The sequence below is a fragment of the Nocardioides sp. QY071 genome (genome assembly GCF_029961765.1).
Lineage (GTDB): Bacteria > Actinomycetota > Actinomycetes > Propionibacteriales > Nocardioidaceae > Nocardioides.
Window position 1 is genome coordinate 4822682 of the sequence record NZ_CP124681.1, and the last position, 13992, is coordinate 4836673.

At 73.4% G+C, this 13992-nt stretch carries 13 protein-coding genes; 7 read left to right on the top strand and 6 right to left on the bottom strand.

The genetic code is table 11. The annotated features are described in order from the left end of the window. Nucleotides 1–47 precede the first annotated feature (47 nt). Nucleotides 48–338 carry a hypothetical protein gene (locus QI633_RS23275; protein WP_282427210.1) on the top strand — a complete coding sequence of 97 codons (291 nt, stop codon included), beginning with the start codon at nt 48–50 and terminating at the stop codon, nt 336–338. After that, nucleotides 326–1450: a hypothetical protein gene (locus tag QI633_RS23280; protein WP_282427211.1), complete on the top strand. Its 1125-nt coding sequence runs from the start codon at nt 326–328 to the stop codon at nt 1448–1450. The genes QI633_RS23275 and QI633_RS23280 overlap by 13 nt, the downstream gene beginning before the upstream one ends. Here the strand turns inward: QI633_RS23280 and QI633_RS23285 are convergent. Genes QI633_RS23285 through QI633_RS23295 form a run of 3 tightly spaced genes read right to left on the bottom strand, consistent with a single transcriptional unit; the run spans nt 1401 to nt 6052 of the window. After that, entirely contained in the window at nt 1401–2804 is a 1404-nt protein-coding gene (locus QI633_RS23285; protein ID WP_260805762.1) for a cytochrome P450, read from the bottom strand. The genes QI633_RS23280 and QI633_RS23285 overlap by 50 nt on opposite strands. Nucleotides 2805–2858: 54 nt before the next feature. Next, the gene (locus QI633_RS23290; protein ID WP_160158165.1) at nt 2859–5846 is read right to left on the bottom strand and encodes a helix-turn-helix transcriptional regulator; all 2988 of its coding nucleotides are present in this window, start codon (nt 5844–5846) and stop codon (nt 2859–2861) included. A gap of 53 nt (nt 5847–5899) precedes the next feature. After that, nucleotides 5900–6052, bottom strand: a complete 153-nt coding sequence (locus QI633_RS23295; RefSeq protein WP_160158164.1) for a hypothetical protein — start codon at nt 6050–6052, stop codon at nt 5900–5902. 217 nt (nt 6053–6269) lie between these two features. Here QI633_RS23295 and QI633_RS23300 point away from each other — a divergent pair, with 217 nt between their 5' ends. Together QI633_RS23300 and QI633_RS23305 are read left to right on the top strand one after the other, a co-directional pair. Beyond that, the gene (locus tag QI633_RS23300; protein WP_282427212.1) at nt 6270–6923 is read left to right on the top strand and encodes a nitroreductase family protein; all 654 of its coding nucleotides are present in this window, start codon (nt 6270–6272) and stop codon (nt 6921–6923) included. Beyond that, nucleotides 6923–8881 carry an ABC transporter ATP-binding protein gene (locus QI633_RS23305; RefSeq protein WP_282427213.1) on the top strand — a complete coding sequence of 653 codons (1959 nt, stop codon included), beginning with the start codon at nt 6923–6925 and terminating at the stop codon, nt 8879–8881. Before QI633_RS23300 ends, QI633_RS23305 begins: the two co-directional genes overlap by 1 nt. Nucleotides 8882–8982: 101 nt before the next feature. On the opposite strand, the gene QI633_RS23310 is transcribed toward QI633_RS23305, so the two are convergent. Continuing rightward, nucleotides 8983–9627, bottom strand: coding sequence for a response regulator transcription factor (locus tag QI633_RS23310; RefSeq protein ID WP_282427214.1), 645 nt, complete (start codon nt 9625–9627; stop codon nt 8983–8985). Next, entirely contained in the window at nt 9624–10601 is a 978-nt protein-coding gene (locus QI633_RS23315; RefSeq protein WP_282427215.1) for a sensor histidine kinase, read from the bottom strand. The genes QI633_RS23310 and QI633_RS23315 overlap by 4 nt, the downstream gene beginning before the upstream one ends. 86 nt (nt 10602–10687) lie before the next feature. Here QI633_RS23315 and QI633_RS23320 point away from each other — a divergent pair, with 86 nt between their 5' ends. From QI633_RS23320 to QI633_RS23330, 3 genes are read left to right on the top strand one after another with little or no spacing between them, the layout of a single operon-like run. Next, nucleotides 10688–11011, top strand: a complete 324-nt coding sequence (locus tag QI633_RS23320) for a hypothetical protein (RefSeq protein WP_141797140.1) — start codon at nt 10688–10690, stop codon at nt 11009–11011. Next, nucleotides 10998–11450 carry a TrkA C-terminal domain-containing protein gene (locus QI633_RS23325; protein ID WP_282427216.1) on the top strand — a complete coding sequence of 151 codons (453 nt, stop codon included), beginning with the start codon at nt 10998–11000 and terminating at the stop codon, nt 11448–11450. Before QI633_RS23320 ends, QI633_RS23325 begins: the two co-directional genes overlap by 14 nt. Next, nucleotides 11447–12742 (top strand): ArsB/NhaD family transporter, encoded by a 1296-nt coding sequence (locus QI633_RS23330; protein WP_349016702.1) that lies wholly within the window; start codon nt 11447–11449, stop codon nt 12740–12742. Before QI633_RS23325 ends, QI633_RS23330 begins: the two co-directional genes overlap by 4 nt. Before the next feature lie 6 nt (nt 12743–12748). Here QI633_RS23330 and QI633_RS23335 read toward each other — a convergent pair whose 3' ends face one another. Then, nucleotides 12749–13930 (bottom strand): helix-turn-helix domain-containing protein, encoded by a 1182-nt coding sequence (locus QI633_RS23335; RefSeq protein ID WP_282427217.1) that lies wholly within the window; start codon nt 13928–13930, stop codon nt 12749–12751. Nucleotides 13931–13992 lie beyond the last annotated feature (62 nt).

A 13992-nucleotide genomic window follows, 5' to 3' on the forward strand; every position in this document is an offset into this window, starting at 1 on the left:
GGACCACCCACGTTTGTCCACAGCCGCGCGGCGCCGAGGCTGCCGGCATGACCTACACCGTCGACCCCGCCGCGCTGCGCCGGGCGGCCCGTCGCCTCGAGGACGACGCGGGTGAGCTGTGCGCGCGTCGTACCGCCGTCGTCGCGCCCGACGCCGGCGCGCTCACGACGTCGGTCCGGCTCGCGCTGACCGCCTGCACCGACAACACGAGCGAGGTCGAGGCGGCGTTCACGGCCAACGCCGACGGCCTGAGGTACGTCGCCCGCACCGCCGGGGACACCGACACCCTCGTCGGTGAGCACCTGCTCGAGCTGGGGTGGCCGCTGTGGAGCTCCTGACCCGGGTGCCGGGCGCGCCGGAGTCCTGCACCGAGGCCGCCCGGGCGCTGCGACGGCTCGGCCACGCGCTGGCCGGCGCCGACCATCTCGTCCGCCAGCACGCCCGGTTCCCCGCCGACGACTTCGCCGGCGACGGTGCCGACGACTTCCGCCAGGCCTGCGCCGCCCTCGGCGGCGAGCTCGCCGGGTTCCGGCCCGGCGTCGACGGGCTCGCCCTCGCCCTGCGTCGGTATGCCGACCGCCTGGCCGGGGTGCAGACGGTGATGCGTCGCGTACGACGCACCGCCCGCGGCCACGACCTCGTGGTCGACGGTGGCGCCGTGCGGCTCCCACCCGGTCCGAACCGCGAGCAGCGGCGCACCTTCCGCACCCTCGTGCCGATCGTCGCCGCGGCGTGGGTGGTGCTCGCGCACGCGGAGGAGGACCTGCGCGCCGCGGTCGACGTCGTCGACCCCTCGATCCGGCGCAACCCGCTCGTCGCGGCGTACCCGACGACCGCCGCACCGCCCACCGTCGACCCGACCGCCCCGCTGCCCATCGACTGGCCACCCGGCGACCCCGCGTGGCCGCCCGACCATCCCTCGTCCTGTCCCGACATCGCGCCCACCGGAGGTGGAACCGTGCACCACACCCCTGCCGTCTCGCTCGCCGTCCCGCGTCGCTGGGCGACCTTCGACGACCCCGCCCCGGGCGTCTCGCTGGTCGCGCAGGCGCCGGCCGCCGCCCCGTCCGGCTTCACGCCCGAGCTGGCCCTGCACACCGGGCCGGTCGACGGCGGGTCGTCGCTCACCGACTGGCGGCACGAGGCGATGTCGACGCTCGCGAGCCAGCTCGACGCGCTCGAGATCGAGGACTCCGACGTGGTCGACCTCGACGGCGAGCCGGTCGCCTACACCCGGTTCTCCCACCGGATCGGCGACGCCGACGTGTTGTGCGACCAGTGGGCCTGGCTGCACGACGGCGTCGGCGTCACCCTGACCGGGTCCGTCGGACGCGCCGAGTACGCCGACTACTGCGACCTGTTCGAGGACGTCGCCGCGACGGTGGAGATCAAGGACGGGGTCAGCGCGCCCGGACCCGGATCCGCGCGCCCCGCCGGGGCACGCTGGTGATGTTGCGGACCTTGGGCACGTCGGTGCCGACCGCGGTGACGTCGTACCGGCGGAACACCTCGCGCAGCACCTCGACGCCCTCCATCAGTGAGAAGCCCGCGCCGATGCAGCGACGTACGCCGCCCCCGAACGGGATCCACACGTTCAGAGCGGGCACGTCGTCGCCGAGGAAGCGCTCGGGCCGGAACACGTCCGGGTCCGCGAAGTTCGACTCCTGCTGGTGGCTCATGATGATCGAGGGGCCCACGGTGGTGCCGGCAGGCAGGTCCCAGCCGCCGACGGTGGCGGGCGCCATCAGGGTGCGCACGACCATCGGGATGATCGGGTGCAGCCGCATCGACTCCTTGAGGACCGCCTCGAGCCACGCGTCGTCGCCCTCGTCGACGGCCCGCTGGGTGCGGGCGAGCAGGTCGGGGCTGCGGCCGACCTCGACCAGCGCCCACGACAGTGCGGAGGCGGTGGTCTCGTGACCGGCCAGCAGCAGCGTCACCAGCTGGTCGCGCAGCTCGGTGTCGTCCAGCCCGCCCTCTTCGGCGTCCCCCGCCGCCAGCAGCCGGGACAGCACGTCGGACCGCTCGTCGAGGTCGTGGGCCGCGCGGCGCTCGCGGATCTCGGCGTACATCAGCCGGTCCAGCTCGACCTGGTTGTCGACCGTACGACGCCACGGGCCGAGCTTCTGCAGCCGCGGGTAGGCCCAGCCGAGCAGGATCGCCGGGTGGATCTCGACGGTGTGGTTGACCGCCGGCCGCAGCTTCGCGAGCCGCGCCTCGTCGGTGACGCCGAAGACGACGCGGAGGATGACCTCGAGGGTCAGCGAGTTCATCCGCTCCAGGGCCCGGAACGGCTCGTCCTCGCTCCAGGTGTCGACCTCGGCGGCGGCGACCTCGGCGACCAGGCCGCGGTAGCCGCGCAGCGCGTGGCCGAGGAAGGCCGGCATCAACAGCTTGCGGGCGCGGTGGTGCTCGCCTCCGTCCTGGAGCAGCAAGGAGTGCTCACCCATGATCGGGCCGAGGATCGCGTTGCCCTTCCCCGCGTGGAAGACCTCAGGGTCGGCGGCGAAGATCTCCTTGGTGACCTCGGGCCGGGTGAACAGCACGAGCGGTCGGTTCCCGGGGATCAGGTTGACCGTGTACGCGTCGCCGTACTTCCGGTGCAGCCAGGGGTGGAACTGGTGGCGGAACCTCATCAGCGCGACGGTCTGCAGGAAGGCCGGCCAGCGCGGCCCGGGCGGGAGCCGGTCCGGCCGCACCGGCGGCAGGTTCCGGCCGCCCAGCACGGTGCTGTGCCGGAACCGCCGCATGGTGAGCTCGCGGGTGTCTCCATCGAGCGCCGCGCGCTCCGCCTCCATGGTCATGCGAGGGACGCTACGCCGCGGACCGGCGGCCGGCCTCCGCCCACGGTAGGACTTCTACGGCAGGAGACCGTCGCGGCGCGCGATCGCGGCCGCCTCGGTGCGGCCGGCCGCGCCGAGCTTGCCGAGGATGTTGGAGACGTGGACGCTGACCGTCTTGGTGCTGATGAACAGCTGCTTGCCGATCTCGCCGTTGGACCGACCCTCGGCGACGAGCGCCAGGATCTCCAGCTCCCGCGCGGTCAGCGCGGCCCCGCCGGAGTGGCTGGTCGCGGCGGTGCTCCGCGCGGTGCCCGCCTCGGCGGCGAGGTCGGCGACCAGGAGGGGCGCGCGTAGCCGGTCGGCGAGAGCGCGCGCCTGGTCGGCCTCGTCGCGAGCGCGGGCGGTGTCGCCGGCGAGCCGCAGGATCTGGGCGTACGCCGCCCGCACCCGGAGCAGCTCGGGCACGTTCCCGACCTTCAGGGTCGAGTCGAGCGCGGCCTCCCACGCGGCGAGGAGCTCGTCGCGGCGGGCACCCTCGGCACCCTCGCCGCCGCTCAGCCACTGCACGCGGCGGTGCTCGGCGATCAGCCGGTCGGTCCACATCCGGCCCTCGGGTCCCCAGGGGCCGCTGCGCTCGCGGATCGCAGCGAGGACCGCCTCGCCGTCGGCGAGCAGCGTGTCGGCCCGGGCCGCCAGCACCCGCCGCTCGGCGGCACTGGCCCGCGGCATGGCGCGGGCGATGCCGGCCAGGACGCCGGCGGCGAGCCGGATCCGGCCGCCGAAGTACTCGCCCCAGATCCGCCCGAGCACCTCGACCACGTGGTCGTAGACCGCGATCGCCGCCGCCGCGTCGCCACGATCGCCGTGGAGCTCGATCTCGGCGCCGGAGCTGTAGACGGCGACGCCGCCCTCGTCCTCCCAGAGCGGGCGCAGGGCGAGGAGCCGGTCGAGGACGTCCTCGCCGCGGGCGGCCAGGACCGAGAGCCGGGCCGGCTCGATGATGCCGCGCGGGATCGGCGGACCGCTGAGCCCGTCGACGCCCTCGACCAGCGCGAGCACGTCGTCCCAGTCGCCGAGGAGGTAGCTGATCCGGGTGAGCTGCCAGCGCGACTCGATGCTGAACGGCGCCCAGACCAGGCCGGCCTGCTCGCCGAGCGCCATGGCGGAGCGGAACCAGCGCGCGGACTGCTCCCAGTCGCCGGAGTCCTGGTAGGAGCGGCCGAGCAGCCAGCGGCCGCGGATCTCGGCCTGGAAGGCGCCGGCCCGGACCGCGCTGTCGACGGCGGACTCGAGCGCCCCGCGCAGGGCGTCCTGCTCCGACCCGGCGGCAGCCTTGACCCGCAGCCCGCTGAGCGTGGTGACGATGTCGGAGGCGAGCTCGGGCAGAGCCAGCCGCTCGGCGAGCGCGAGCGCCTCGGTCGCGAACGCCTCGGCCGCCTCCTGCTCCTCGGGCCGGTAGGCACCGAGGATCCGGGCGTGGTTGGCGAGCACCTTGGCCCGCAACGGGCTCTCGCCCTCGGGGGCCAGGGCCAGCGCGTGCGCCGAGACCTCGACCGGGTCGAGCTCGGTCTCGGTCATCGCCAGCACCTCGGCCTGGGCGTTGAGCAGCCGGGAGCGGTCGACATCGGGCGCGTCGGCCGGCAGCTGCGCCAGGCGGGCGGTGACCAGCTGCCCGGCCCGGACCGCGTTGCCGCCGGTGATCAGCGCGGTGGCGGCGCGGACGACCAGCTTGGCGTGGTCGACCTCGAGCCGGGCCACCCGCTCGGGATCCTCGAGCAGCTCCAGCGCCTGCTGGTAGTGGTCGGCCGCCTCGTCGGGGCCACCGACCGCCATCGCCTCGTCGCCGGCCTCGATGCTGGCGGTGACCGCCCGGTCGAGGTCGTTGGCCCGGCGGGCGTGGCGGGCCAGCTCGGCCGACGTACCGCCGGCGGCACCGCTGGAGAGTGCGGACACGTAGCGGGCGTGCAGCCGGACCCGCTCCCCGGGCAGCAGGTCGTCGTAGATCGCCTCGCCGAGCAGTGCGTGGCGGAAGGAGTAGAGATGTCCGCCCACCTCGAGGACGTTCATCTCGACCGCCTGGCGGATGCCGGAGTCGAGCCGGTCGACCGGTACGTCGGCGGTCGCGGCGAGCAGGTCGTGGGTGACCCGGCGCCCGGCGACGCTGGCGACGCGGACGACGTGGCGGGCCTCCTCTGAGAGGCGGTCTAGCCGGACCAGCAGCAGGTCGGCCAGGTCGCCGGGAACGTCGCCGTCGGCGCACGAACCCGACGCGACGAGCTCCTCGACGAAGAAGGCGTTGCCCTCGGCCCGCTCGACGATCCGGGCCACCGAGCGCTCGTCGAGGCCGGCCGGCGCGAGCTCGCCGACCAGCGCCCGCACCGCCTCTGCCGGCAGCGGGCCCAGGCCGAGCCGCCCGACCTGCGGCAGCCGGGTCCACTCCGCGACCTGGCGGCGCAGCGGGTGGCGGCGGTGCAGGTCGTCGGAGCGGTACGACGCCACGATGGCCACCGGCCGCGCGAAGGCCCGGGTGAACAGGAACCCGAGCATGTCGCGCGTCGACTGGTCGGCCCAATGGAGGTCCTCGACCACCAGCAGCACCGGCGCCTCGGTGGCCGCCGCCTCGAGCAGCGCGTGCACGGCCACGAGGGTGTCGCCACGGTCTGCGCCGCGGCTGCGCTCGTCGGTGGACTCGTCGCCGACCACGCGCGTGCGCCGCCCCGGCTGGAGCCGGGTCAGCGCCGGGTGGACGGCGGCGACCGCCTCGACCAGCTCGGGGTGGCTGGCGTCGAGCCGGCCGAGCACCTCGCTGAAGGGCAGGTAGGGCAGCGCACTGTCGCCGAAGTCGAGACAGTGACCGGCCAGCACCTGCCAACCGGTGTCGAGTGCGTGGTCGCGCAGCGAGCGCAGCAGCCGGGTCTTGCCGACGCCGGCGTCGCCGGACAGCAGCACCGCACGCCGCGACGTCCCGGCCTCGGCGGCGCTGACGGCGTCGTCGAGGACCGCGATCGCCTCGGCGAGCTCGGTGTCACGCCCGACCATGGTCAGGCTGCTGTGTGCGGCCACGGGCACCATCATGGCGTCCGCCACCGACAAGGTGGACAACTGCTGTCGACCTGTCAGCGCGTGTGGCGCTCCACGCTGGGGTCGGTGGCGGCGAGGCGCCGCAGCCAGGAGGTGCGGCTGCGCCCCGCCCGGCTGGCGGCCATCCCGCGGGCCGCCTGCTGGCGGCGGTACTCGTTCTCTGCGTTGAGGTAGTAGTTGCTGCTCATGACGTAGAGACTCGTCGTCTGAGGTAGTCCCCCACATCGGACACGTTCCCTATGTTCGGGTCCTGCCCTACCTCAGGTACGGGGCCGGGCACCTCAGCGCCCACTCCCCCGAACCGTTCGATCGAACGGTTCGGGGGAGTTCTGCGGCGTGAAGTCCCTCGAACCGTTCGATCGAACGATCCGAGGGACCCACCACGCCCACCCCTAGGCTGGCCCCGTGGAGTTCGCCGAGGTGGTACGACGACGCCGGATGACGCGCGCCTACACCTCCGCCCCGGTCGAGGCGGCCGTGCTCGAACGGGCGCTCGACCACGCCACCCGCGCGCCGAGCGCCGGCTTCTCACAGGGGTGGGCGTTCGTCGTACTGGACACCCCGGAGACGGTCCGCGGGTTCTGGGAGGCGCAGGCCGACACCTCGGCACCGGACCGCTGGCTGGCCGGGATGATGAGCGCGCCGGTGGTCGTCGTGCCGTGCAGCCGCCGAGATGCCTACCTCGACCGCTACGCAGAGCCCGACAAGCACCGCGCCGGCCTGGGCGAGCACGACGCGGGTCGCTGGGCGATGCCCTACTGGCACCTCGACACCGCGATGGCCGCCCTGCTGCTGCTCCAGTCGGTGACCGACGCCGGCCTCGGCGCCTGCTTCTTCGGGCTGGTGCCCGGCCGGGTCGACGCCGTCAAGGACGCACTCGGCCTGGTCGACACCGACGACGCGGAGGCGCCACACCCGATCGGCGCTATCACGATCGGCCACCCGGCCCCCCGCAGCACGGGCGCGCAGGGCTCGGCGAGCCGGCGCCGTCGTACGCCGTGGCGCGAGGTCGCCCATCGTGGCCGCTGGGGTGCGGGCTGGCTGGGGCAGGACGCCTGATGCGGCCGAGCCCGGTGGTGACCCACCTGACGACCGCCGACCTGCGCCAGCGCGAGCCGGTGCTGCCGCGGATCGCCCACCTGCTTCGGCCCTATCGGGGCAAGATCATGCTCGTCCTGGTCGCGGTCCTGGCCGCCGCGGCGCTGCAGGCGATGGTGCCGTTCCTGACCCGTGCGGTCTTCGACGACGCCCTGTTCCCGCTCGACGGCGGCGGCCCCCGCCTGCACCTGCTGGCCTGGCTGATCGCGGGCATGTGCGCGATCCCGATCGTGGCGGCGCTGATCGGGATCGTGCAGATGTGGCTGACCTCGACCGTCGGGAACTCCGCGATGGCCGACCTGCGTGGCGACCTCTTCGAGCACCTGCAGAAGATGGAGCTGGCGTTCTTCACCGCCACCAAGACCGGCGCGATCCAGTCCCGGCTGGCCAACGACGTCGCCGGGGTGCGGACGGTGCTCACCGACACCGCGACCACGATCGTGCAGAACTCGGTCACCGTGACGGCGGCGTTCGTGTCGATGATCGTGCTGTCGTGGCAGCTGACCCTGCTCACGCTGTTCCTGATGCCGCTGTTCGTGGGCCTGCAGTTCCGGGTCGGCCGCGCGCGGCAGCGGCTGGCTCGGCGCACCCAGGAGTCGCTCTCCGAGATGACCGCCATCACCGAGGAGGCCCTGTCGGTGAGCGGGATCCTGCTCGCCAAGGTGTTCAACCGGGCCGAGTCGGAGGTGGAGCGCTACCGCGAGGCGAACCGCAGGCAGACCCGGCTGCAGGTCGAGCAGGCGATGACCGGGCGCACCTTCTTCGCGATGGTGCAGACCTTCTTCGCGATCACGCCCGCACTGATCTACCTGGTCGCCGGCTGGATCATCACCGGCAACGTCCCCGTCGGTGCCGACACGATCACCGCCGGCACCCTGGTCGCGTTCACGACGCTGCAGAGCCGGCTGCAGATGCCGTTGCTGCAGCTGATGCGGGTCACGCTCGACGTACAGACCTCGATGGCGCTGTTCCGCCGGATCTTCGAGTACCTCGACCTCGAGCCCGCGATCACCGAGCGGCCCGGCGCGACCGTGCTCGACCCCGACAGGCTGCAGGGCCGGGTCGAGCTGCGCGGCGTCCGGTTCCGCTACCCCGAGCCGCGCTCGCTGTCGGGCGCCGTCGACCGCGACCGGTTCGGCGAGACGGGCGTGCGGATCGAGGACGACGAGGAGCGGCCCGTCGGCTCGGCGTGGGCGCTCGACGACGTCTCCCTGGTGGTCGAGCCCGGTCAGCTCGCCGCGATCGTCGGCCCCTCCGGCAGCGGCAAGACGACGGCGACGTACCTGGTCCCCCGCTTCTACGACGTCACCGAGGGTGCCGTCCTCATCGACGGGTACGACGTCCGCGACCTCACCCTCTCCTCGCTCGCCGACGCGGTGGGGATGGTCACCCAGGAGCCGTATCTCTTCCACGGCACGATCCGCGACAACATCGCCTACGCCCGCCCCGGCGCGAGCTCGGAGGAGATCGTGCGGGCGGCGCGCGACGCCAACATCCACGACCGGATCATGAGCTTCCCCGAGGGCTACGAGACGATCACCGGCGAGCGCGGCTACCGACTCTCCGGCGGCGAGAAGCAGCGCCTCGCGATCGCCCGGGTGCTGCTCAAGGACCCGCGGATCCTGATCCTCGACGAGGCCACCTCCGCCCTCGACAACGAGACCGAGCGGCTGGTCCAGGAGGCGCTCGAACGGGCCACCCGCTCCCGCACCACCATCGCGATCGCCCACCGGCTCTCCACGATCCGATCCGCCGACGTCATCTTCGGGCTCGAGGACGGGCACCTGGTCGAGCAGGGCTCCCACGACGACCTGCTGCTGGCCGGTGGCCTCTACAAGCGGCTGTACGACGAGCAGTTCTCCCGCGTCCCCGCCGGCACGCCCTGGTGCGACCCGCGCCGCGCCGACGTCCCGTTGTGACGTTGTGACGCTGTGACGCTGCGGTGTGTCTGCGGTTCAACTACCGAATTCGTCATGCCTCCGCCCGATCGGCGACGAATTCGGTAGTTGAACCGCAACCATCACGGCTCGACCAGCCCCGCCCGGATCGCATACCGCGTCAGCTGGGTCCGGTCGGTCATGCCGAGCCGGGCCAGGATGTGCGAGCGGTGCTTCTCTACGGTCTTGACGCTGATCGACAGGATCGCCGCGATCTCCCGCGACGAGCGCCCCTCGGCGATCAGCTTGAGCACCTCGTCCTCGCGCGGGGTCAGCACGGTCGCGGGCACCCGCTCTCCACGCGCCAGCCGATCGAGGTAGTCGCGCACCAGCGCCCCCATCGCGCCGGGATAGACGAACGCCTCGCCCCGGACGGCGGCCCGGCACGCGGAGACCAGGTCCTCGTCGACGACCGACTTCAGCACGTACCCCGAGGCGCCGAGCTTGAGTGCGGAGAAGAAGTACTGCTCGTTGTCGTGCATCGACAGCATCAGGACCCGCGGTGGCGTACGACGCCGCGCGATCTCGCGCGCCGCCTGCAGCCCGGTCATCGTGGGCATCGCGATGTCCAGCACCACGAGGTCGACCTCGACCTCCCGCAGCAGCGCGATCACCTCCGCGCCGTCCGAGGCCTCGGCGACCACCTCGATGTCGGGCTGCTGCTCGAGGATCAGCCGCACGCCGTGCCGGACGAGGGCGTGGTCGTCGGCGAGCAGGACCCGGATCATCCGGCACCCACCCGGTCCACCACCGGGACCCGCAGCCGCACCGTCGTCCCCCGGGTCGAGGAGTCGACCGACAGCGTGCCGCCGACCAGCGCGGAGCGGTCGCGCATGCCCTGGATGCCCGTCCCCCACACCGCGCCGTCGAGCCCGGAGCCGTCGTCGGCCACCTCCAGCACGAGGTGGGGACCGACCCGCAGCAGCGACAGGTCGACCCGGGTGGCGCCGGCGTGCCGGACGACATTGGTCAGCGCCTCCTGCGCGACCCGGTAGACGACGACCTCGGTGTCGCGGCCGAGGGTGGGCATCCCCGGCGCGAAGGTACGGCGAACGACCGGCCCGCCGAGCGCTGCGACGTCGGTCGCCAGCGCGGCCAGCGCGGGCTGCAGGCCGAGGTCCTCGAGGACTCCGGGGCGCAGCTCGCGCGCCACCCGGCGTACGTCGTCGAGGCCGGTGCGCGCACTCTCCCGCAGCAGCGCGAGCTCGGAGCGCAGCTCGGGCGGCACCCGGTCCTCGAGCTGCTTGAGCCCGAGCAGCACCACGGTGAGGTCCTGGCCGACCTGGTCGTGGAGCTCGCGCGCGATCCGGTGCCGCTCGGCCTCCTGGGCGGCGATCGCCTGCGCGTCGCTGGCGCGGCGCTCGCCCTCCAGCCGGTCGAGCATCGCGTGGTAGCTGCGCACCAGCTGGGCGCCCGGCCCGTCGCCCGACGTACGGACCTCGAGCCGGCGGCCCTCCCCTCCCAGCCGGACGGTCGCCATCTCGCGGATCACCCGGTCCACCGGTGCGAGCGCGGCCCGCAACAGCACGCCGGTCAGCACGAGCACCAGGCCGGTCCCGACGACGAGCACGACCGCCTCCGAGACCAGCACCCGCCGCGAGACGCTCGCCGGGGACAGCATCAGCACCACCGCGCCCGCGCACAGCACGGCTGCGTTGATCAGGCACACCTTCCAGTACAGGGACGAGTTCGCGAGCCGCACTCCCCCACCCTCGCCCACGCGGCCGCATCAGGAAATGGGGGCTGGCCCCCATACCGCGGCCGGCACCAGGCGACTTGGCTGGAGACATGCCGCCGATGCTGGTCGTCCCCCTCACCGTCCGCAGCCGCACGGCGGACGGCGCGGACATCCGCCTGCTCCTCGAGGCCGACGTCGACGCCGCCGGCCGGGCCTCCGCGGCCGAGCTGGAGCGGGTGGCGTTCGCGATCGTCGTACCCGCCGTCGAGGAGGCGGTACGACGCCGCGAGCTCGCCGCGCTCGCCGCCGACCCGACCGCCGGGTTGGACCACATCGGCGGCGCCCTGCTGCGCGTCCGGGTGGTCGCCGTCGAGCACCTCATCGTCTCCCCGTCCGCCGACCCGGACGGGAGCCGGCCGCATGGGCGCGGCTGAGCTGGAGCTCGCCGTCGCGGTCGGCATGCTCGCCGCGGCGATCGGGTTCGCGATCGGCCTGGCGATCGGGCGCGGCCGGCAGCCGCGGTGGGCGGAGAAGGGCAGCCTGGTGCACAAGGTGTCGATCGGGTTCGCGACCCTCGACCGGCTCGACGCCGTGCTCCTGCGCTTCGAGGTCGAGCCCGAGTCGCACCTCGCGGGCGTCGAGGTCGACGAGCTCCGGCTCCCAGCCGGCGCGGCGGTCGCGCTGATCACCCGGGGTCGTGACGTGCTGGTGCCGGGCGGGCGCACCGTGCTGCGCACCGGCGACCAGGTGCTCGCCGTGACCGCCCGGGACCGGCAGGTCGAGGTCGAGGACCGGCTGCTCGCGGTGAGCAGGTACGGGCGCCTGGCCGGGTGGTACGCCGCCCTCGAGCCGGCCAGGTGGGGCGCGGCGTGATCCTCACGTCCGCCGCCCTGTCCGTCTTCATCGTCGCCTACGCCCTCATCGCCACCGAGCGGGTGCACCGGGTCGCGGCCGCGCTGGGCGGCGTCGCCGCGATGGCGGTGATCGGGCTGGTGGACGCGCAGTCGGCCTTCTTCGACCACGAGACCGGCATCGACTGGAACGTCATCTTCCTGCTGTTCGGGATGATGGTGATCGTCGGCGTGCTCAAGCAGACCGGGCTGTTCGAGTTCCTCGCGCTGTGGGCCGCGCTGCGCTCCGGCGGGCACCCCTACCGGCTGCTCGTGCTGCTCGTCCTGATCAGCGCCACCGTCGCCCCGATCCTCGACAACGTCACGTGCGTGCTGCTGGTCGCGCCGGTCACGATCTCGGTGTGCCGCCAGCTGGGACTGCCCTCGGCGCCGTACCTCATCTCACTGATCCTCGCCTCCAACATCGGAGGTACGGCGACCCTCATCGGCGACCCGCCCAACATCATCATCGGCAGCCGGGCCGGCCTCAGCTTCGACGACTTCCTCGTCCACTCGCTGCCGCTGACCGTGATCCTGTTGGTGCTCTTCGTGGTGATGGCCCGCTGGCTGTTCCGGCGCTCGTTCGGCGAGCCCGTTGACGTGACCGACGTGCTCGGCGACCTGCGTCCGCGCGACGCGATCACCAACCAGCGGATGCTCGTGCGGTGCCTGGTCGTGCTCGGCCTGGTGATGGTCGCGTTCAGCCTGCACACCGTGCTGCACCTCGCCCCGTCACTGGTCGCGATGCTCGGCGCGGGCGCGACCGTGCTGGTCTCGCGCACCGAGCCCGAGGAGTTCCTCGAGGAGGTCGAGTGGGGCACCCTCGCCTTCTTCATGGCGCTGTTCGTGCTGGTCGGCTCGCTGGTCCAGGTCGGTGTCATCGGCCGCATCAGCGAGCTCGCGGCCGAGGCGATGGGCGAGCGCGAGCTGCTCGCCGCGACCGCGCTGCTGTTCGGCTCCGGGGTCGTCGGCGCCTTCGTCGACAACATCCCGTACACGACCGCGACCGTGCCGATCGTCGAGGAGATGGTGTCCGCCACCGGGTCGTCCGGTGCGGACAGCCCGCTGTGGTGGGCCTTCGTCTTCGGCGCCGACCTCGGCGGCAACGCCACCGCCGTCGCCGCCGGCGCCAACGTGGTCGTGCTCGGCATCGCGGCCAAGTCGGGCGAGCCGATCAGCTTCTGGCAGTTCACGCGGTACGGCGTCGTGGTCACCCTGATGACGCTGGTCGTCGCCTGGCTCTACGTCTACCTGCGCTACTTCGCGTGGGCCTGATCTCGACTATCCCAGTCCGAGGATCCGCACGCACTCCAGTGCGACGTACAGCTCGGCCGCGTCGACGGGCCGGGCGAGGTCGCGTCCGGTGATCTCCTCGAGTCGGCGGATCCGGTAGCGCACGGTGTTGCGGTGCACGTGCAGCTCACGGGCCGCGGTCGAGGTCGAGCCGCCTGCGGCGAGCCAGGCGCGGGCGGTCGCGAAGACGACCTCCCGGTCGTCCTCGGGCAGCGCCAGCACGGGAGCGAGCACCGCGTCGACGAGGACCCGGGCCTGGTCCGGACTCCCCGCCAGCAGTACGGCGAGCGGGTCGGCGCCGAACCGGCCGACGACCGTCGCGCCGGGCGAGACGGCGGCACAGGCCACACGGGCCTGGCGTCGCGCCTCCTGGATGTCGTCGAGCCGGCCGACGACGCTGCTGACCCCGACCCGGCCGCGGGCGAGACCGGCGAGCAGGTCGACCAGGTGCTCGGCGCCGAACCCGAACCGCAGCGCGACCACGCCCTCCTGGTGGTCGTGGTCGAGCCGCCAGGCCGAGCGGACGTTGGCGCGTCGCAGCGCCCGCTCCACGTCGGGCAGTCCCTCGGCGCCGGGCGTCGGCGACTCGGCCGACACCACGACGTACTCCGTGGCCCGGCCCAGGTCGAGCATGCCGGCCGTCTCGCCGACGTACGCCGTCGCGTCGGCGTCGCCGTCGAGCAGGGAGCCGACGAGCACGGAGCGCATCTGTCCGTCGCGGCGGGCACGGTCGGCCATCGCCCGGCGGTAGGCGTCGGTGACGTCGGCGGCGAGCTGGTCGCTGACCGCCCAGATGTCGGCGGCGGCGAGCAGGAGCAGGTCGCGGTCCTCGGGGTCGGCGCGCTCGACGAGCACCTCCCAGATGAACCGGGAGCCGACCCGGAACGCCTGCAGCACCATCGCGTACGGGACGCCCTGCTCGGCGCGGGTGGTGCCGGTCTCGGTGGGTGTCTCGGTCGGCGTCACCTCGCCGGCGAGGTTGCCGAGGATGTAGCGGGCGTTGACCGTGCAGGACACGACCAGCTCGTTGTGGCTCACGACGTCACCGGTGTCGTAGACGGGGATCTCGGCCCGGATCCGCTCGGCCATCGCGGCGCCGAGCTGGTCGCACTCCGGCAGCAGCCGCGCACTGAGCTTGCGTACCTCGGCGTTCACGTCCGGTCCACTCACGGGACCGACACTAGGCCCTCTCCCGGCCGCGCGTTGTGCACGCGCACACACGATCCCCGTGA